Raw genomic sequence first — 17,570 nt, 5'->3', positions numbered from 1 at the left:
AAACCCGGGTTCTGGGGGGTGAATCCGGGTTAAGACCATTAGGAGTAAAACAAAGGCGTGCGATCCATTGACACCTTTATCGGCGTCTCACTTGGGGGGTATGAGCACGTCGACACTTCAAGTATTGGCTAGCCTGCGCACTATGCCACCGGCGATTGAGCGTTTTTTAAACAGATTTGGAATACGTCCGCGTCCATTGAGTGCTCTTGGCTTGGTTGGGCCCTGAAAGCGTCAAAAAACAGGTGGTAAAATTGTACCGGCACGTGTCGGCAACCGCTGTCATGGTTGGAACTTCCGTGCAATTTGCTGCAAGTTAGGCATAATACCGGCCTTCGATTTTGATCCAGTCCTTCTTATGCAGAAAGAACCTCGTAAGGTCCGTGAGTTTCGTCGCCGGGAGCAAGAGATCCTCGACACCGCGCTCAAACTGTTCCTGGAACAGGGTGAAGACAGCGTCACCGTCGAGATGATCGCGGATGCCGTGGGCATCGGCAAAGGCACGATTTACAAGCACTTCAAGTCCAAGGCGGAGATCTACCTGCGCCTGATGCTCGACTACGAGCGCGACTTGAACGAACTGCTGCATTCGGCGGACGTCGACCGCGACAAGGAAGCCCTGTCGCGCGCCTACTTCGAATTCCGCATGCGTGACCCGCAGCGCTACCGCCTGTTCGACCGCCTGGAAGAGAAGGTGGTGAAGGGCAACCAGGTGCCGGAGATGGTCGAGGAGCTGCACAAGATCCGCGCCTCCAACTTCGACCGCCTGACGCTGCTGATCAAGGGCCGCATCACCGAGGGCAAGCTCGAGGACGTGCCGCCGTACTTCCACTACTGCGCCTCCTGGGCCCTGGTGCACGGCGCCGTGGCGCTGTACCACTCGCCGTTCTGGAGCAACGTGCTGGAAGACCAGGAAGGCTTCTTCCAGTTCCTGATGGACATCGGCGTGCGCATGGGCAACAAGCGCAAGCGCGACAGCGAACCGTCCGCCTAACCCCTGTGGGAGCTGGCTTGCCAGCGAGCTTTTGATTGCGGCAAGCTCGCTGGCAAGCCAACCCCCATGGCGCGGTCCATACTCAAGTATGTGTGGGGCTTGCAAAAACCTGACTTTTCGGTCAGATTTTCGCAGTCCGCTTCCCCCATGCCGGAGTCATCATGATCGTCGATCGTCAAGGCAGGTCCTTTCGCAACCTGCGCGTCAGCCTGACGGCGGCCTGCAACTACGCCTGCACCTACTGCGTGCCCGATGGCAAGCGCCTGGTGGCCGCGCAGGACGAGCTGTCCGCCGCCGCCCTGGTGCGCGGCGTGCAGTACCTGATCGAAGCCGCCGGCATCGAGCGGCTGCGCATCACCGGCGGCGAACCGCTGGTCAGCCCACGCCTTGAAGAGTTCCTGCACGGCGTCGCGCCGCTGGGCCTTGCGGACATCAGCCTCACCACCAACGGCCAGCTGCTGTCGCGCAAGCTGCCGCTGCTGCTGGACACCGGCATCCGCCGCCTCAATGTCTCCCTCGACACCCTGGACCCCGACGCCTTCCGCGCCATCGCCCGTGGCGGCGACCTGCGCACTGTGCTCGACGGCCTGGAGCGGGCGCGGGCGGCGGGCTTGCGCATCAAGGTCAATATGGTGCCGCTGCGCGGGCGCAACGTCGACCAGGTGCTGCCGCTGCTGGACTATTGCCTGGACCGCGGCTTCGAGCTGCGTTTCATCGAACTGATGCGCATGGGCCACCTGGCCCGCGACAGCGCCGGCTTTCACGCCCAGTTCATCGGCCTTGACGCCCTGCTGGCGCTGATCGGCGAACACTACGAGTACCAGCAAGCCAGCGCACCGGTGGACGCCACCGCGTTGCGCTACGAGGTGCCAGGGCGTGGTTATTTTGGCGTGATCGCCAACGAGAGCGTGCCGTTCTGCCGGACCTGCTCGCGCTTGCGCCTGTCGTCCACCGGGTGGCTGCACGGCTGCCTGTCCTCCAGCAACCGCCACTACGTCGGCGACCTGCTGGAACTGCCCCGCGAACAGGCGCTGCCGGCCCTGCAGGGCCTGCTGCAGAAGGCCCTGGGCGACAAGCAGGAGGTGGCGTTTTCGGGCGGCGCCACGGTGATGAAGATCATCGGCGGTTAAACCTTGCGGGGCGGATACGCAGACTGGCGCAAAAGCTGCATCACGCGGCTATTCGCCGGTTTTCCGTCACCGGCCTCTGGAGGAAAGATGCGTAGCCTGGTCTTGCTGCTCGCGCTGTTGGCGTTGGGCGGCTGCATGAGTGTGAGCGATATGGGTGAAGCCACCCGCGAACAATTGAGCGACGCCGGTGTGCTGAACCACAGCAACACCCGCCGCCTGAACAACTTCCGCCTGCAGCCGGATTCGTTCATCTACATCGGCCAGGGCGCCTTCGCCCCGCCGGGCAGCGCCTACCCCAAGCCTAACGTGGTGGCCGAGGCGGCGTTCAACGGCTTCATCGACTACTTCCCCATGGTCCGCCGCGCCCGCGCGCCCCTGGGCCTGGAGCAAGCTCTGGGCGAGGCTCGCAGCGCCGGCGCCAGCTACCTGCTGTACACCCGCTTCGCCAACGCCGATGACCGTATCGGCAACGCCGACGAGTGGGCCGACCAGGAAGCCGTCGACCGCCTGGGCGTGGACAACGGCACCATCCAGGTGATGCTGATCGAAACCAACACCCGCTACCTGATCGACAGCGCCACCATCCGCATGCGCGGTGGCCTGCTGAGCATCCACAACCAGAAGCCGGAAGATTTGCTAGAGCCGCCGCTGGAGGATTACGCTCGTATCCTGTTGGGCATGAGTCGCCCGTAAAGCGGTTACAGGAGCAAGGCATGAGTGGTGCAGGCAAGGCGAACGATCTGTTGGCGCAGATCCCCAGCAGCGGCAAGGGCCTGCCGCCCGTGCACCTGTGGAACCCCGATTTCTGCGGCCACATCGACATGCGCATCGCCCGGGACGGTACCTGGTACTACCTGGGCACGCCCATCGGCCGCAAGCCCATGGTGCGCCTGTTCTCCACCATCCTGCGCCGCGATGGCGACGACTACGTGCTGGTGACCCCGGTGGAGAAGGTCGGCATCACCGTCGACGACGCGCCCTTCGTCGCCGTGACCCTGGACGTGGAGGGGCAGGGCGAAGCCCAGGTGCTGCGCTTCACCACCAACGTCGACGATGGCGTGGTGGCCGACGCCGACCACCCCCTGTGGGTGGAGACCGACCCTGCCACCCAGGAACCGGCGCCATACCTGCTGGTGCGCAGCAACCTCGAGGCACTGGTGCACCGCAACGTCTTCTACCAACTGGTCGAACTGGCCAGCGTGCGCGAAATCGACGGCCAGCGCTGGCTGGGCGTGTGGAGCAGTGGGCAGTTCTTCCCCATAGGTCTCGAGCCCTGACAGTGCAGGACGCCGCCTTCGGCAGCTGCTACGGGGGCTGCGTAGCAGCGGCCGCAGGCCGCGTCCGGCACCATTGGCCACCCCCTTTTCCACTCCATTGGCGCTTTAACGCCACGGCGGCTGGGCCTATCTTCACCTCATCCCCCCAAAAAAAGAGGCCACGAAGATGAACCTGCGCATTCTGCTCGCCACCGCCCTGCTGTCCACCAGCGCCTTCGCCCACGACAACGTCAAGATCCTGCAACAGCAGAGCCCACCCAACGCCCCGGGCCAGCAGGCCATCATGCTCACCGTCGACTACGCCCCCGGCCAGGCCTCCGACGCCCACAGCCACCCCGGCTCGGTGATGGCCTACGTGCTCGAAGGCAGCGTGGTGTCGCAGCTCAAGGGCCAGGCGCCGGTGACCTACAAGCAGGGGCAGTACTGGTACGAGCCGGCCGGCACCGTGCACCTGGTGTCGCGCAATGCCAGCAAGACTCAGCCGGCGAAGTTGTTGGTGTGGGTGTTGAAAGGGCAGGACCAGCAGGTGCTGGAGCCGTACGGCCAGTAACCCATCCTGTAGCAGCGGCCGCCAGGCCGCGTCCCGGGCGCCGCTACGCATTTTCAAGCCCCAGAAACGACAAAGCCCCTCTAAAAGAGGGGCTTCGTTATGTTTTGGCTCCACGACCTGGACTCGAACCAGGGACCCAATGATTAACAGTCATTTGCTCTACCAACTGAGCTATCGCGGAATCTGGTGCCTATGTTACTGATTCAAAAGGAGAAGTCAACACCTTTTGTTAACTTCTCCCGCTGAACGGCATCACAGCACGGCAACGATCGCCTTGATCACGCGGTCGATGTTGCTCTGGTTCAGGGCTGCCACGCAGATGCGGCCGGTGTCCAGGGCGTAGATGCCGAAGTCGCTGCGCAGGCGCTGGGCCTGGGCGGCGGTCAGGCCCGAGTAGGAGAACATGCCGCGCTGCAGGCCGACGAAACCGAAGTCGCGGTTGGCGCCGGCGGCGGCCAGGCCTTCGACCATCTGGTTGCGCATGCCACGGATGCGCAGGCGCATTTCGGCCAGTTCGGCTTCCCACATGGCGCGCAGCTCAGGGCTGTTCAGCACGGTGGCGACGATCATGGCGCCGTGGGTAGGCGGGTTGGAGTAGTTGGTGCGGATCACGCGCTTGACCTGGGACAGCACGCGGGTGCTTTCTTCCTTGGACTCGGTGACGATCGACAGCGCGCCAACGCGTTCGCCGTACAGCGAGAACGACTTGGAGAACGAGCTGGAGACAAAGAAGGTCAGGCCCGACTCGGCGAACAGGCGCACGGCGGCGGCGTCTTCGTCGATGCCGTCGCCAAAGCCCTGGTAGGCCATGTCCAGGAACGGCACATGGCCCTTGGCCTTGACGGTTTCCAGCACTTGCTTCCAGTCTTCGGGGGTCAGGTCGACGCCGGTCGGGTTGTGGCAGCAGGCGTGCAGCACGACGATGGAGCCGTTGGGCAGGGCGTTCAGATCTTCGAACAGGCCGGCACGGTTGACGCCATTGGTGGCGGCGTCGTAGTAGCGGTAGTTCTGCACCGGGAAGCCGGCGGTTTCGAACAGGGCGCGGTGGTTTTCCCAGCTTGGGTCGCTGATGGCGACGACGGCGTTGGGCGAGAGCTGCTTGAGGAAGTCGGCACCGATTTTCAGTGCGCCGGTGCCGCCAACGGCCTGCACGGTGACCACGCGGCCTTCGGCCAACAGTGGCGACTGGGCGCCGAACAGCAGTTTCTGCACGGCCTGGTCGTAGGCGGCGATGCCGTCGATCGGCAGGTAGCCGCGGGCGGCGTGCTGGGCAACACGTGCGGTCTCGGCTTCGACGACGGCACGCAGCAAGGGGATTCGCCCTTGTTCGTCGCTGTACACGCCTACGCCCAAGTTGATCTTGTCGGTGCGGGTGTCAGCGTTGAACGCTTCGTTCAGGCCCAGGATAGGATCGCGGGGTGCCAATTCGACAGCAGAAAACAGGCTCATTTTTACCGTAGCTCTGATTGGAGGGTAATGGGGGTACACCGCTCCAAAAATGCACTAGAGCGGTGCACAAACGGGGAGTCAGTATAGAGATCCTTGCTTGCACCTGCGACAGCTTGATGCAGGTTTTCCGGCCCAATTTCGCTTTTTTTTTACACCGTTAGTCATTTCGATGTGGGCGCGGTCCAATAACCTTGTAGGCCTTATCTTGAAACTGACACCGCAAAACACCACTTGGGGTATAAGATACTGTCTATAAATACAGGCGTCGGTTGCCGCCCGTGATCGTTTTCGTCTGCAGGGCGCGTCCTGCCGATGACCAAGAGGTTCGCCATGTCCGAGTTCCAGCTCGTCACCCGTTTCCAGCCCGCCGGCGACCAGCCCGAGGCCATCCGCCTGATGGTGGAGGGCATCGAAGCCGGCCTTGCGCACCAGACCCTGCTCGGCGTGACGGGCTCGGGCAAGACCTTCAGCATCGCCAACGTGATCTCCCAGGTGCAGCGGCCGACCCTGGTGCTGGCGCCGAACAAGACCCTGGCGGCGCAGCTGTACGGCGAGTTCAAGGCGTTCTTCCCCAACAACGCCGTGGAGTATTTCGTTTCCTACTACGACTACTACCAGCCGGAGGCCTACGTGCCGTCGTCCGACACCTTCATCGAGAAGGACTCGTCGATCAACGACCACATCGAGCAGATGCGCCTGTCGGCCACCAAGGCGCTGCTGGAGCGCAAGGACGCCATCATCGTCACCACGGTGTCGTGCATCTACGGCCTGGGCAGCCCCGAGACCTACCTGAAAATGGTGCTGCACGTGGACCGCGGCGACAAGCTCGACCAGCGCGCGCTGCTGCGCCGCCTGGCCGACCTGCAGTACACCCGCAACGAGATGGATTTTGCCCGCGCCACCTTCCGGGTGCGCGGCGACGTGATTGACGTGTACCCGGCGGAGTCGGACCTGGAAGCCATCCGTATCGAGCTGTTCGACGACGAGGTGGAGAGCCTGTCGGCGTTCGACCCGCTTACCGGCGAGGTCATCCGCAAGCTGCCGCGCTTCACCTTCTACCCCAAGAGCCACTACGTGACCCCGCGCGAGACCTTGCTCGAGGCCATCGAAGGCATCAAGGAAGAGCTCAAGGAGCGCCTGGACTATTTGCGCGACACCAACAAGCTGGTGGAGGCCCAGCGCCTGGAGCAGCGCACCCGTTTCGACCTGGAAATGATGCTGGAGCTGGGCTACTGCAACGGCATCGAAAACTACTCGCGCTACCTGTCGGGCCGCCCGGCGGGCGCGCCGCCGCCCACTTTGTACGATTACCTGCCGCCTGATGCGCTGCTGGTGATCGACGAATCCCACGTCAGCGTTCCCCAGGTGGGGGCGATGTACAAGGGCGATCGTTCGCGCAAGGAAACCCTGGTGGAGTACGGCTTCCGCCTGCCGTCGGCGCTGGACAACCGGCCCATGCGCTTCGACGAGTGGGAAGGGGTGAGCCCGCAGACCATTTTCGTTTCGGCCACGCCGGGCAAGTATGAAGAAGAGCACGCCGGCCGGGTGATCGAGCAGGTGGTGCGCCCCACCGGCCTCGTGGACCCGCTGGTGGAAGTGCGTCCGGCGCTGACCCAGGTGGACGATTTGCTTTCGGAGATCCGCAAGCAGGTGGCCATCGAGGAGCGGGTGCTGGTGACGGTGCTGACCAAACGCATGGCCGAAGACCTCACCGATTACCTGGCCGACCACGATGTGAAGGTGCGCTATCTGCACTCGGACATCGACACCGTGGAGCGGGTGGAGATCATTCGCGACCTGCGCCTGGGGACCTTCGATGTGCTGGTGGGTATCAACCTGCTGCGTGAAGGCCTGGACATGCCCGAGGTGTCGCTGGTGGCGATTCTCGACGCCGACAAGGAAGGTTTCCTGCGCTCTGACCGTTCGCTGATCCAGACCATCGGCCGCGCCGCGCGGAACCTCAACGGCCGGGCGATTCTGTACGCCGACCGCATGACCGGTTCCATGGAGCGCGCCATCGGCGAGACCGAGCGCCGGCGCGAGAAGCAGGTGGCCTTCAACGAAGCCAACGGCATTGTCCCCCAGGGGGTGGTCAAGGACGTCGCCGACATCATGGAAGGCGCCACCGTGCCCGGCTCGCGTAGCAAGAAACGCAAGGGCATGGCCAAGGCCGCCGAGGAAAACGCCAAGTACGAGAACGAGTTGCGCTCGCCCAGCGAGATCAACAAGCGTATTCGCCAGCTGGAAGAGAAGATGTACCAGTTGGCCCGCGACCTGGAGTTCGAAGCGGCGGCGCAGATGCGCGACGAGATTGGCAAGTTGCGCGAGCGTTTGCTGAATGTCTGATCTTTAGTGGGAGCTGGCTTGCCAGCGAGTTTTTCGGGCCCCCACAACTCGCTGGCAAGCCAGCTCCCACAAGGGGCGCGTCATGAGGGTGGGGTGATATCGCGCTCCACTGGCGCCGGGCTTGGGTCAAACCCCTGGGGGTACTTGCCCTTCAAGTTCCAGGCGAAGGCGATGATTTCGGCGATGGTGCGGTACAGCGCCTCGGGGATGCTGTCGCCCAGCTCCAGCCGCGCCAGCAGCTTCACCAGCTCGGCGTTCTCGTAGATCGGCACCTCGTATTCCCGGGCGATGGCCAGGATGGCCTCGGCCAGTTCATCGTCGCCCTTGGCGGTGAGGGTCGGGGCCTGTTGGCCGTCGTAGGTCAGGGCAATGGCCTGACGGGGGGCTTTGGCAGTCATGCGGTTTCATCCACCCAGCGTTGTTCCAGTTGCGTGCTCGGGCCCTGGGGCGGCGTGCCCTGGTGGCATTGCAGGTCGCTGACGGCCAGGCCTGCGGCCAGCAGCTGCTGGCGCAGGTTGCCCAGCTCGCTGTCGATCAGCCGTGCGGTGGCAGGCCACTGTGCCCACAGCTGGCCGCTGAGGCTGCCGCGCAACAGCTGCGCCTGGATCTGCAAGGGGCCCAGCGGGTCCAGGTCGAAGGCCAGGTCCACGCGCCACAAGGGGTCTTTACTTTCCCGCCGTTCCTGGGGTTGCGCGGCCTGCTCCTGGGGTTCGTCCTCACGCTGCACGCGCACCTGCAGGGGCACGATGTCCTGCTGGTTGCGCATGGGGATTTCCAACTGCCAGGTGGTCAGCACCTTGCCGTCCTCGCTCATGCCACTCTGGGCCAGGCTCGACAGCTGGTGGCTCTGTAGCCGCGACACCGCCGCCGAGGCCAGGCGCAGCAAATTCTGCAAGTCGTTTTCACCCTCGGCGCCGCCCAGCAACCGCGCGGGCAGGGGGAAGCTGCTGGTGTCGGGCTTGTCGCCGATCTGGCCGAGCGTGCCCAGCGCAGTGCGCACGTAGCCGGGCAGGGCGTTGGCCAGCGCCTTGGCGGCGTCGGCAGGGTTGAACGGGGCATTGCCCGGCAGGTTGGGCAGAATTTGCGCCACCAGGCGCAGCAGGCTGCTTTTCAGGTCGTCGGGCTGGGCGCCGTTCTGCGGGGTCAGCAGTTGCGCTTCCAGGAACAGGCCGCTGGCGTTCAGGGCCTGGGCCACGCCGCGGGCGTCGGTCAGTTGGCGAATGTCCGGCAGGCTGGCCAGCAGGCGGCTGGCGCTGGCGCGCAGGTCGTCACCCACCTCGCTGCTGTCGCTCAGGTTCTGCAGCGCCGCCAGCAGGCCTTCCAGCGAGCCTTGGCGGCTTTGCTGGGTTTGCAGCTGCTGGCTGACCGCCAGCTGCTCCAACCGCCCGCCCAGGGGCAGGAAGCTCAGGCTTTGACTGCCTTGCACCTGCGCGCTGAGCAGGCTGCCCAGCCGCAGCGGCCCGGGGCTGTCGATTTCCAGGGTGCTGCCGGCCATGGCGGTGTTGAGCAGGGTGACCAGCGAGCGGTAATTGGCCGTCTGCGGTTGGAACTGGCTGCTCAGCACCTTGCCCTGCACCAGGGTGCCCACCGGCAATTGTTGGGTATCCAACTGGGTGAGGGTGCTGACGCTGCTGGCCTTGGCCTGCTGCACCGTGACCGCCAGATTGCCCGAGGCCAGCTGCGTGACCGTCACTTGGGCGCCCTGGGCCAGGGGTTGCTGGCTGGTAGCCTGCACCGTGGCCTTGTCGCCGTTGGCAGTGACCAGCGACAGCACCACCTGGAACGGCTGGCCAGCGCCACCCTTGCTCGACAGCACCTGGCCGCTGGCGCTGTCGCCCACGTCCAGCAGGCCGTCGAGCGAGGTCAGCAGCTTCAGCACGTCGCCGCTACTGACGCTGGCGCGCAACGCGCTGGCCGACGGCAGTTGGGTGGGAAGGCTGGTGATATCAGTCATGGAGGCCTGGCCTGCGGAAATTGCCATGATGGCAGTGGGGGGCGATATGTATAATGCGGCACCAACTTTTTCGAAGCTTGTATACAGTGCACGTCGAACGCTTGCAAAAAGTACGCCGATGCCAGTTTAACGGCAACGGCGGCGCGCACTTGAACGGCGCCTGTACCCTTTATCCGATTGATAAGGTCTTCGTTTGATTCCTCATCTCCAAGCCCAGGCCCTGGCGTGCGAGCGTGACTGGCGGATGCTGTTCGAGCAGCTGGAGCTGGCCGTCGGCCCCGGCGACATGCTGCAGGTCAGCGGCCCCAACGGCAGCGGCAAGACCAGCCTGCTGCGCCTGCTTGCCGGTTTGATGCAACCTACTGCCGGCCAGGTGCTGCTGGGCGGCAAGCCATTGGCCGGGCAGGGCGCGGCGCTGGCGCGGATGCTGCTGTGGATCGGCCACGCCGCCGGCATCAAGGACGTGCTCAGCGCCGAGGAAAACCTCACCTGGCTGTGCGCGCTGCACCAGCCGGCCTCCCGCGCCGCCATCTGGGAAGCCCTGGCGGCAGTGGGCCTGCACGGTTTCGAGGACGTGCCGTGCCAGACCCTGTCGGCCGGCCAGCAGCGCCGCGTGGCCCTGGCGCGCCTGTACCTGCCGGCGCCGCCGCTGTGGATCCTCGACGAGCCCTTCACCGCCCTCGACAAGCACGGCGTGGCCCAGCTGGAGGCGCACCTGGCCGCCCACTGTGACAACGGCGGCATAGTCATCCTCACCACCCACCACACCCTGACGGTGATGCCGGCCGGCTACCGCGAGCTGGACCTGGGGCGGTGGGCAGCATGAGCGGCGTATTCCTGCAACTGCTCAAGCGCGAAGCGCGGCTGCTGGTGCGCCGGCCTGCCGAACTGATCAATCCGCTGGTATTCTTCGCCATAGTGATCGCCCTGTTTCCCCTGGCGGTAGGCCCGGAGGCGCAATTGTTGCGCACGCTGTCACCGGGGCTAGTCTGGGTAGCAGCGCTGTTGTCGGTGCTGCTCTCGCTCGATGGCCTGTTCCGCAGTGATTTCGAAGATGGCTCCCTGGAGCAGTGGGTGCTGTCGCCGCACCCGCTGCCGTTGCTGGTGCTGGCCAAGGTGCTGGCCCATTGGGCGTTCTCCGGGCTGTCGCTGGTGTTGCTGTCACCCCTGCTGGCGCTGATGCTGGGCCTGCCGGTGGCGTGCCTGCCGGTGCTGCTGGCCTCGCTGCTGCTGGGCACCCCGGTGCTCAGCCTGCTGGGCGCGGTGGGCGCGGCGCTGACGGTGGGGCTCAAGCGCGGCGGCCTGTTGCTGGCGCTGGTGATCCTGCCTTTATACATACCGGTACTGATTCTCGGCAGTGGCGCCCTGCAGGCGGCCCTGCAAGGCATGCCGACCGCCGGCTACCTGCTTTGGCTGGGTAGCCTGACAGCCCTCGCTGTCACCCTCACACCCTTTGCGATAGCCGCTGGCCTGAAGATCAGCGTCGGCGAATAATGATGCCAGCCCCCATGAGGGCTGGCGAAGATTCAGGATGCACCGTGATGAATAGCAGCGTGATCAGTTGGACTTGGTTTCACAAACTCGGCTCGCCCAAATGGTTCTACGGGATCAGCGGGCGCCTGCTGCCGTGGTTGAGCATCGCCGCGGCGTTGCTGTTGGCCATTGGCGTAGTCTGGGGCCTGGCCTTCGCGCCGCCGGACTACCAGCAGGGCAACAGCTTCCGCATCATCTATATCCACGTGCCGGCGGCCATGCTGGCGCAGTCCTGCTACGTGATGATCGCCGTCGCCGGCCTGGTGGGGCTGGTGTGGAAGATGAAGATCGCCGACATCGCCCTGCAGTGCGGCGCACGCATCGGCGCCTGGATGACCGCCCTGGCGCTGCTCACCGGCTCCATCTGGGGCAAGCCCACCTGGGGCACGTTCTGGGTGTGGGACGCGCGCCTCACGTCGATGCTGATCCTGCTGTTCCTCTACGTCGGGCTGATCGCCCTGGGCCATGCCATTACTAACCGCGACAGCGCCGCCAAGGCCTGCGCGGTGCTGGCGCTGGTGGGCGTGGTGAACATCCCGATCATCAAGTACTCGGTGCAGTGGTGGAGCACCCTGCACCAGGGCGCCACCTTCAGCCTGACAGAAAAGCCGGCCATGCCCGCGGAAATGTGGCTGCCGCTGCTGTTCACGGCACTGGGCTTCTACTGCTTCTTCGGCGCCGTGTTGCTGATGCGCATGCGCCTGGAAGTGCTCAAGCGCGAGGCGCGCAGCAGCTGGGCCAAGGCCGAAGTGGCGCAGGCGCTGGAGGGTCGCGTATGAATTTCGCTTCATTCGGCGATTTCCTCGCCATGGGCCATCATGGTGCCTATGTGTGGTCGGCCTACGGCATCTGCCTGGTGGTGCTGGCCAACAACGTCGCCGCGCCGCTGCTGGCGCGCCGTCGCTATTTGCAGGAAGAGGCGCGCCGTTTGCGCCGGGAGAAAGGCAAGTGAATCCGCTGCGCAAGAAACGTCTGTTGATCATCGTCGGCCTGCTGGTGGGACTCGGCGTGGCCGTGGCCCTGGCCCTGAGCGCGCTGCAACAGAACATCAACCTGTTCTACACCCCCACCCAGATCGCCAACGGCGAAGCGCCGGTGGACACCCGCATCCGCGCCGGCGGCATGGTGGAGAAGGGCTCGCTGGTGCGTTCGGCGGACTCGCTGGACGTGCGCTTCGTGGTCACCGACTTCAACAAGCACGTCACCATCACCTACCGCGGCATCCTGCCGGACCTGTTCCGCGAAGGGCAGGGCATCGTCGCCCTGGGCAAGCTGGACGCCAATGGCGTGGTGGTGGCCGACCAGATCCTGGCCAAGCACGACGAGAAATACATGCCGCCGGAAGTCACCAAGGCGTTGAAGGACAGCGGCCAGTCCGCTGCCGGCGCCCCGGCGCAGCCCGGCAAGGAAGGTTGAGACCATGATTCCCGAACTCGGCCACCTGGCCATGATTTTGGCCCTGTGCTTTGCCCTGGTGCAGGCCACCGTCCCCCTGTTTGGCGCCTGGCGCGGCGACCGCCAATGGATGGGCCTGGCCCAGCCGGCGGCCTGGGGGCAATTCTTCTTCCTGGCCTTTGCCTTTGGCAGCCTGACCTACAGCTTCATGACCGACGACTTTTCCGTCGGCTACGTGGCCAATAACTCCAACAGCGCCTTGCCCTGGTACTACAAGTTCAGCGCCGTGTGGGGCGCCCATGAAGGCTCGCTGCTGCTATGGGCGCTGATCCTCGGAGGCTGGACCTTCGCGGTGTCGGTGTTCTCGCGCCAGTTGCCACAGGTGATGCTGGCGCGGGTGCTGGCGGTGATGGGCATGATCAGCACCGGCTTCCTGCTGTTCCTGATCCTGACCTCCGACCCGTTCGCGCGCATCCTGCCGCAGGTGCCGGCCAACGGCGCCGACCTCAACCCGCTGCTGCAGGACCCCGGCCTGATCATCCACCCGCCCATGCTGTACATGGGCTACGTGGGCTTCTCGGTGGCCTTCGCCTTCGCCATCGCCGCCTTGCTTGGCGGGCGCCTGGACGCCGCCTGGGCGCGCTGGTCGCGGCCCTGGACCATCGTTGCCTGGAGCTTCCTGGGCTTCGGCATCACCCTGGGCTCCTGGTGGGCCTACTACGAATTGGGCTGGGGCGGCTGGTGGTTCTGGGACCCGGTGGAAAACGCCTCGTTCATGCCGTGGCTGGTGGGCACCGCGCTGATTCACTCGCTGGCGGTCACCGAGAAGCGCGGGGTGTTCAAGAGCTGGACCGTGCTGCTGGCCATCGCCGCGTTCTCGCTGAGCCTGCTGGGGACCTTCCTGGTGCGTTCCGGCGTGCTGACCTCGGTGCATGCCTTCGCCTCGGACCCGGCGCGCGGGGTGTTCATCCTGATCTTCCTGCTGTGCGTGGTCGGCGGCTCGCTGACCCTGTTCGCCGTGCGTGCGCCGGTGGTCAAGAGCCACGTGGGCTTTGGCCTGTGGTCGCGCGAGACGCTGCTGCTGGGCAACAACCTGGTGCTGGTGGTGGCGGCCTCGATGATTTTGCTGGGCACCCTGTACCCGCTGGTGCTCGACGCCATCAGCGGCGCCAAGCTGTCGGTGGGCCCGCCGTACTTCAACGCGCTGTTCGTGCCGCTGATGGCCATCCTCATGGTGGTGATGGCGGTGGGCGTGCTGGTGCGCTGGAAGGACACGCCGCTGCAGTGGCTGCGCGGCATGCTCACCCCGGTGCTGATCGGCGCCGTGGTGCTGGCGCCGATCGGCGGCCTGCTGGTGGACAACTTCGACTGGGCCATTCTCACCGTGTTTGCCCTGGCCGCCTGGGTGCTGCTGGCCGGCGTGCGTGACCTGCTCGACAAGACCCGCCACAAGGGCCTGCTCAACGGCGCCCGCAGCCTGACCCGCAGCTACTGGGGCATGCACGTGGCGCACCTGGGCATTGCCGTGTGCGCCTTGGGCGTGGTGCTGTCCAGCAGCCACAGCGCCCAGCGCGACCTGCGCATGGCGCCCGGCGACGCCGTGGACCTGGCCGGTTACCACTTCATTTTCGACGGCGCGCAACACTATCGTGGCCCGAACTTCACCTCTGACCGCGGCACCCTGCGCGTCAGCAAGGACGGCAAGGACGTGACCGTGCTGTACCCGGAAAAACGCCTGTACACCGTGCAGCAGTCGATGATGACCGAAGCCGGCATCGACGCAGGGTTCACCCGTGACCTCTACGTGGCCTTGGGCGAACCGCTGGAAAATGGCGCCTGGGCGGTGCGGGTGCACGTCAAGCCGTTCGTGCGCTGGATCTGGTTCGGCGGCCTGCTGACCGCCCTGGGTGGCGCGCTGGCAGCCATGGACCGGCGGTATCGGGTGAAAGTGCGCGCCAAGGTGCGTGATGTATTGGGTCTGGATGGAGCGGCCGCATGAAGCGCTGGATGTTGTTGGTGCCCCTGGCACTGTTTCTCGTGGTGGCGGTGTTCCTCTACCGCGGCCTGTACCTGGACCCCTCGGAGTTGCCGTCGGCCATGATCGGCAAGCCGTTCCCGGCGTTCGCGCTGCCATCGGTACAGGATGGCAAGCCGCTGACCGAGGCTGACCTGAAAGGCAAGCCGGCACTGGTCAACGTCTGGGGCACCTGGTGCATTTCCTGCCGTGTCGAGCACCCGGTGCTGACCAAGCTGGCCCAGCAGGGCGTGGTGATCTACGGGGTCAACTACAAGGATGACAACGCCGCCGCGCTGAAGTGGCTGCAGGACTTCCACAACCCCTACCAGATCAACATCAACGACGAGCAGGGCGGCCTGGGCCTGAACCTGGGCGTGTACGGCGCGCCGGAGACCTTCCTCATCGACGCGAAGGGCGTGATCCGTTACAAGCACGTGGGCGTGATCGACGACACCGTGTGGCGCGAGCAGCTGGCCAGCCAGTACCAGGGCCTGGTCGACGAGGCCCGGCCATGAAGCGCTGGCTGGCCGCCGCCGGCCTGGCACTGGGCCTGGCCGGCGTGGCCCAGGCGGCCATCGACACTTACCAGTTCGCCAACGACGCCGAGCGTGACCGTTACCGCGAGTTGACCCAGGAACTGCGCTGCCCCAAGTGCCAGAACCAGGACATCGCCGACTCCAACGCGCCCATCGCCGCCGATCTGCGCCGGGAGATCTTCCGCATGCTGGGCGAGGGCAAGGACAACCAGCAGATCATCGACTTCATGGTCGACCGCTACGGCGAGTTCGTGCGCTACAAGCCGGCGCTCACCGCCCGCACCTGGCTGCTGTGGTTCGGCCCCGGCGTGTTGCTGGTGGGTGGCGTGGGCGTGATCCTGCTGATCGTCCGCCGCCGCCGTGCCACCGGCACCGACGCTGAACCCGAATTGTCCCCCGAAGAGCGCGCGCGCCTCGCCACCTTGTTGGATAAAGAACACCCATGATTGATTTCTGGCTTGCCGTGGGCCTGCTGTTGCTGGTGGCCCTGGGCTTTTTGCTGATCCCCGTGGTGCGCGGCCGTCGCGCCCAGCAGGAAGAAGACCGTACCGCCCTGAACGTGGCCCTGTACCAGGAGCGCATCGCTGAACTTTCGGCGCAACAGGTCGAGGGCGTGCTCACTGCCGAACAGCTGGAGGCCGGCCGCGCCGAGGCCGCCCGCGAGCTGCTGGCCGACACCGAGGGGGCCGACGGCGCCCGCGTGTCGCGCCTGGGCCGGCCGCTGCCGCTGCTGGCAGCGCTGCTGGTGCCGGCGTTGGGCCTGGGCCTGTACCTGCATTTTGGCTCCAGCGACAAGGTGGAGCTGACCCGCGAGTTCGCCACGCCGCCCACGTCCATGGAGCAGATGACCCAGCGCCTGGAGCGTGCGGTGGCTGCGCAGCCGGATTCAGCCCAGGGGCTGTTCTTCCTCGGCCGTACCTACATGTCGCAGAACCGTCCTGCGGACGCGGCGCGGCTGTTCCAGCGCACCCTGGCGGTGGCCGGGCGCGAGCCCGAAGTGCTGGGCCAGTTGGCCCAGGCCGAGTATTTCGCCAGCAACAAGAAGTGGTCGCCGGAGATCCAGGCGCTGACCGACGAAGCGCTGAAGGCCGACCCCAAGGAAGTCACCAGCCTGGGCCTGCGCGGCATCGCCGCCTTCGAGGGCCAGCGTTACCAGGAAGCCGTGGACTACTGGCAACGCCTGCTGGTGCTGCTGCCGGCGGACGATCCGTCCCGCGCCGCCCTGCAGGGTGGCATCCAGCGCGCCGCCGGCAAGATCACCGCCGGCGGTGGCAGCGTGGCGGCGGCCCCGGCGGAGAAGGCCGCGGCGCTGCTCAAGGTGCACGTCGACCTGGGCGCCGAGCTGAAGGCCAAGGTGCAGCCGGGCGACAGCGTGTTCATCTTCGCCCGCGCCGCCTCCGGGCCGCCGATGCCGCTGGCGGTTAAGCGCCTCACCGTGGCCGACTTGCCGGCCAGCGTCGAGCTTACTGATGGCGATGCAATGATGCCGCAGCTGAAACTGTCGAACTTTCCCGAGGTCCAACTTGTCGCGCGCATCTCCCGTGCCGGCCAGCCGACCAAAGGCGAGTGGGTCGGCCGCAGCCAGCCCCTGGCCAGCAGCACCACCGCGCCGCAAAACCTGACCATCGACAGCCCGGATCTCTGATCATGCACGCCATTGCCCGTGTTTCCCTGTTAACCCTGATTGCGGGCCTGAGCGCCTGTGCGGTGCAACACCCGCAGCCGCAGCCCAGCGCCCCGACCATCCCGTCGCTGCCCCAGACCCGCCCGGCGCCGCAGCCTGGCCGGCCTCTGCCCGTGACCCCTGGCAACCCGGCCAGCAAGCCTGCGCCGCGCACCTCGGCCAGCTTCGCGCCGCCACCGGGCGGGGCCAGCCACTGGGAGCCGAAACTGGGCGTGTACGTGCTCGAAGGGCAGGCTGACACCTACTACCGCCAGCGCACCTACTACCGCTGGAACGGCGGCTGGACCTGGGCCACCAGCCTCGATGGCCCCTGGCAGGCCACCGACACCGGCGGCGTGCCACCCGGCCTGGGCCGCCTGCACGGCCAATAACACGCCGCATTGGGCATACCCCTTCCCGTAGCAGCGGCCAAAGGCTCCGCGTTCTTCCAACCACCCCGCGTTGGCCCCGGACGCCGCCTGCGGCAGCTGCTACGCAGCCCCCCGTAGCAGCGGCCAAAGGCCGCGTCCCCAGGCACCGCGTTCTTCCAGCCACACCGCATTGGCCCCGGACGCCGCCTGGCGGCAGCTGCTACGCAGACCCCCCGTAGCAGCGGCCGAAGGCCGCGTCCCCAGGCACCGCGTTCTTCCAACCACACCGCGTTGGCCCCGGACGCCGCCTGCGGCAGCTGCTACGCAGCCCCCCCGTAGCAGCGGCCAAAGGCCGCGT

At 65.9% G+C, this 17,570-nt stretch carries 19 protein-coding genes and 1 tRNA gene; 16 read left to right on the top strand and 4 right to left on the bottom strand.

Annotated elements, in window-relative coordinates:
• The first annotated feature begins 355 nt into the window (after nt 1-355).
• The 5 genes from ACWKWX_RS06440 (at nt 356) to ACWKWX_RS06420 (ending at nt 3,948) form a co-directional block, all read left to right on the top strand.
• On the top strand, nt 356-991 hold the full coding sequence (locus ACWKWX_RS06440; RefSeq protein ID WP_416423154.1) for a TetR/AcrR family transcriptional regulator: 636 nt from the start codon (nt 356-358) through the stop codon (nt 989-991).
• Nucleotides 992-1,152: 161 nt separating this feature from the next.
• Nucleotides 1,153-2,121 (top strand): GTP 3',8-cyclase MoaA, encoded by a 969-nt coding sequence (locus tag ACWKWX_RS06435; RefSeq protein ID WP_483827248.1) that lies wholly within the window; start codon nt 1,153-1,155, stop codon nt 2,119-2,121.
• Between the two features lie 87 nt (nt 2,122-2,208).
• On the top strand, nt 2,209-2,814 hold the full coding sequence (locus ACWKWX_RS06430; RefSeq protein ID WP_416423156.1) for a DUF4823 domain-containing protein: 606 nt from the start codon (nt 2,209-2,211) through the stop codon (nt 2,812-2,814).
• 20 nt (nt 2,815-2,834) lie between these two features.
• Nucleotides 2,835-3,398 (top strand): DUF1285 domain-containing protein, encoded by a 564-nt coding sequence (locus ACWKWX_RS06425; RefSeq protein ID WP_483827247.1) that lies wholly within the window; start codon nt 2,835-2,837, stop codon nt 3,396-3,398.
• A 166-nt stretch (nt 3,399-3,564) separates the two neighbouring features.
• Nucleotides 3,565-3,948 carry a cupin domain-containing protein gene (locus ACWKWX_RS06420; protein WP_483827246.1) on the top strand — a complete coding sequence of 128 codons (384 nt, stop codon included), beginning with the start codon at nt 3,565-3,567 and terminating at the stop codon, nt 3,946-3,948.
• A 105-nt stretch (nt 3,949-4,053) separates the two neighbouring features.
• Here ACWKWX_RS06420 and ACWKWX_RS06415 read toward each other — a convergent pair.
• A tRNA-Asn gene (locus ACWKWX_RS06415) sits at nt 4,054-4,129 on the bottom strand.
• Between the two features lie 71 nt (nt 4,130-4,200).
• Complete coding sequence (locus ACWKWX_RS06410) at nt 4,201-5,397, bottom strand: amino acid aminotransferase (RefSeq protein ID WP_416423163.1); 1,197 nt, start codon at nt 5,395-5,397, stop codon at nt 4,201-4,203.
• Between the two features lie 330 nt (nt 5,398-5,727).
• Between ACWKWX_RS06410 and uvrB the strand changes: the two genes are divergently transcribed.
• Entirely contained in the window at nt 5,728-7,743 is a 2,016-nt protein-coding gene (uvrB, locus tag ACWKWX_RS06405) for an excinuclease ABC subunit UvrB (RefSeq protein ID WP_416423164.1), read from the top strand.
• A gap of 80 nt (nt 7,744-7,823) precedes the next feature.
• Here uvrB and ACWKWX_RS06400 read toward each other — a convergent pair whose 3' ends face one another.
• Together ACWKWX_RS06400 and fliK are read right to left on the bottom strand one after the other, a co-directional pair.
• Nucleotides 7,824-8,141, bottom strand: coding sequence for an EscU/YscU/HrcU family type III secretion system export apparatus switch protein (locus ACWKWX_RS06400; RefSeq protein ID WP_483827245.1), 318 nt, complete (start codon nt 8,139-8,141; stop codon nt 7,824-7,826).
• A complete protein-coding gene (gene fliK, locus ACWKWX_RS06395; protein ID WP_483827244.1) occupies nt 8,138-9,697 on the bottom strand; it encodes a flagellar hook-length control protein FliK in 1,560 nt (519 codons plus the stop codon). The genes ACWKWX_RS06400 and fliK overlap by 4 nt, the downstream gene beginning before the upstream one ends.
• A gap of 193 nt (nt 9,698-9,890) precedes the next feature.
• Between fliK and ccmA the strand changes: the two genes are divergently transcribed.
• Genes ccmA through ACWKWX_RS06345 form a run of 10 tightly spaced genes read left to right on the top strand, consistent with a single transcriptional unit; the run spans nt 9,891 to nt 17,233 of the window.
• Nucleotides 9,891-10,523: a cytochrome c biogenesis heme-transporting ATPase CcmA gene (gene ccmA, locus ACWKWX_RS06390; RefSeq protein ID WP_483827243.1), complete on the top strand. Its 633-nt coding sequence runs from the start codon at nt 9,891-9,893 to the stop codon at nt 10,521-10,523.
• Nucleotides 10,520-11,191, top strand: coding sequence for a heme exporter protein CcmB (gene ccmB, locus ACWKWX_RS06385; protein ID WP_416423168.1), 672 nt, complete (start codon nt 10,520-10,522; stop codon nt 11,189-11,191). Before ccmA ends, ccmB begins: the two co-directional genes overlap by 4 nt.
• Nucleotides 11,192-11,250: 59 nt before the next feature.
• Complete coding sequence (locus ACWKWX_RS06380) at nt 11,251-12,009, top strand: heme ABC transporter permease (RefSeq protein WP_416423169.1); 759 nt, start codon at nt 11,251-11,253, stop codon at nt 12,007-12,009.
• Nucleotides 12,006-12,182, top strand: a complete 177-nt coding sequence (gene ccmD, locus ACWKWX_RS06375) for a heme exporter protein CcmD (protein ID WP_416423170.1) — start codon at nt 12,006-12,008, stop codon at nt 12,180-12,182. Before ACWKWX_RS06380 ends, ccmD begins: the two co-directional genes overlap by 4 nt.
• Nucleotides 12,179-12,646 carry a cytochrome c maturation protein CcmE gene (ccmE, locus tag ACWKWX_RS06370; protein WP_483827242.1) on the top strand — a complete coding sequence of 156 codons (468 nt, stop codon included), beginning with the start codon at nt 12,179-12,181 and terminating at the stop codon, nt 12,644-12,646. The genes ccmD and ccmE overlap by 4 nt, the downstream gene beginning before the upstream one ends.
• Before the next feature lie 4 nt (nt 12,647-12,650).
• Nucleotides 12,651-14,624: a heme lyase CcmF/NrfE family subunit gene (locus tag ACWKWX_RS06365; protein WP_483827241.1), complete on the top strand. Its 1,974-nt coding sequence runs from the start codon at nt 12,651-12,653 to the stop codon at nt 14,622-14,624.
• On the top strand, nt 14,621-15,157 hold the full coding sequence (locus ACWKWX_RS06360; protein WP_416423173.1) for a DsbE family thiol:disulfide interchange protein: 537 nt from the start codon (nt 14,621-14,623) through the stop codon (nt 15,155-15,157). Before ACWKWX_RS06365 ends, ACWKWX_RS06360 begins: the two co-directional genes overlap by 4 nt.
• The gene (locus ACWKWX_RS06355) at nt 15,154-15,624 is read left to right on the top strand and encodes a cytochrome c-type biogenesis protein (protein WP_476296970.1); all 471 of its coding nucleotides are present in this window, start codon (nt 15,154-15,156) and stop codon (nt 15,622-15,624) included. Before ACWKWX_RS06360 ends, ACWKWX_RS06355 begins: the two co-directional genes overlap by 4 nt.
• Complete coding sequence (ccmI, locus tag ACWKWX_RS06350; RefSeq protein ID WP_416423175.1) at nt 15,621-16,823, top strand: c-type cytochrome biogenesis protein CcmI; 1,203 nt, start codon at nt 15,621-15,623, stop codon at nt 16,821-16,823. Before ACWKWX_RS06355 ends, ccmI begins: the two co-directional genes overlap by 4 nt.
• A 2-nt stretch (nt 16,824-16,825) precedes the next feature.
• On the top strand, nt 16,826-17,233 hold the full coding sequence (locus ACWKWX_RS06345; protein WP_416423176.1) for a hypothetical protein: 408 nt from the start codon (nt 16,826-16,828) through the stop codon (nt 17,231-17,233).
• Nucleotides 17,234-17,570: the final 337 nt, after the last annotated feature.

Source organism: Pseudomonas imperatae, from assembly GCF_057128625.1.
This window is presented reverse-complemented; position numbering and strand designations above follow the sequence as displayed.

Excerpts from the sequence above, each read along its gene's own strand:
- ACWKWX_RS06425 (WP_483827247.1), top strand. The coding sequence starts at position 2,835 with ATGAGTGGTGCAGGCAAGGCGAACGATCTGTTGGCGCAGATCCCCAGC.
- ACWKWX_RS06410 (WP_416423163.1), bottom strand. The coding sequence starts at position 5,397 with ATGAGCCTGTTTTCTGCTGTCGAATTGGCACCCCGCGATCCTATCCTG.
- ACWKWX_RS06400 (WP_483827245.1), bottom strand. The coding sequence starts at position 8,141 with ATGACTGCCAAAGCCCCCCGTCAGGCCATTGCCCTGACCTACGACGGC.
- ACWKWX_RS06440 (WP_416423154.1), top strand. The coding sequence starts at position 356 with ATGCAGAAAGAACCTCGTAAGGTCCGTGAGTTTCGTCGCCGGGAGCAA.
- ACWKWX_RS06355 (WP_476296970.1), top strand. The coding sequence starts at position 15,154 with ATGAAGCGCTGGCTGGCCGCCGCCGGCCTGGCACTGGGCCTGGCCGGC.
- ccmI (WP_416423175.1), top strand. The coding sequence starts at position 15,621 with ATGATTGATTTCTGGCTTGCCGTGGGCCTGCTGTTGCTGGTGGCCCTG.
- ACWKWX_RS06435 (WP_483827248.1), top strand. The coding sequence starts at position 1,153 with ATGATCGTCGATCGTCAAGGCAGGTCCTTTCGCAACCTGCGCGTCAGC.
- ccmD (WP_416423170.1), top strand. The coding sequence starts at position 12,006 with ATGAATTTCGCTTCATTCGGCGATTTCCTCGCCATGGGCCATCATGGT.
- ACWKWX_RS06365 (WP_483827241.1), top strand. The coding sequence starts at position 12,651 with ATGATTCCCGAACTCGGCCACCTGGCCATGATTTTGGCCCTGTGCTTT.
- uvrB (WP_416423164.1), top strand. The coding sequence starts at position 5,728 with ATGTCCGAGTTCCAGCTCGTCACCCGTTTCCAGCCCGCCGGCGACCAG.
- ACWKWX_RS06360 (WP_416423173.1), top strand. The coding sequence starts at position 14,621 with ATGAAGCGCTGGATGTTGTTGGTGCCCCTGGCACTGTTTCTCGTGGTG.
- ACWKWX_RS06345 (WP_416423176.1), top strand. The coding sequence starts at position 16,826 with ATGCACGCCATTGCCCGTGTTTCCCTGTTAACCCTGATTGCGGGCCTG.
- ACWKWX_RS06430 (WP_416423156.1), top strand. The coding sequence starts at position 2,209 with ATGCGTAGCCTGGTCTTGCTGCTCGCGCTGTTGGCGTTGGGCGGCTGC.
- ccmB (WP_416423168.1), top strand. The coding sequence starts at position 10,520 with ATGAGCGGCGTATTCCTGCAACTGCTCAAGCGCGAAGCGCGGCTGCTG.
- ACWKWX_RS06420 (WP_483827246.1), top strand. The coding sequence starts at position 3,565 with ATGAACCTGCGCATTCTGCTCGCCACCGCCCTGCTGTCCACCAGCGCC.
- fliK (WP_483827244.1), bottom strand. The coding sequence starts at position 9,697 with ATGACTGATATCACCAGCCTTCCCACCCAACTGCCGTCGGCCAGCGCG.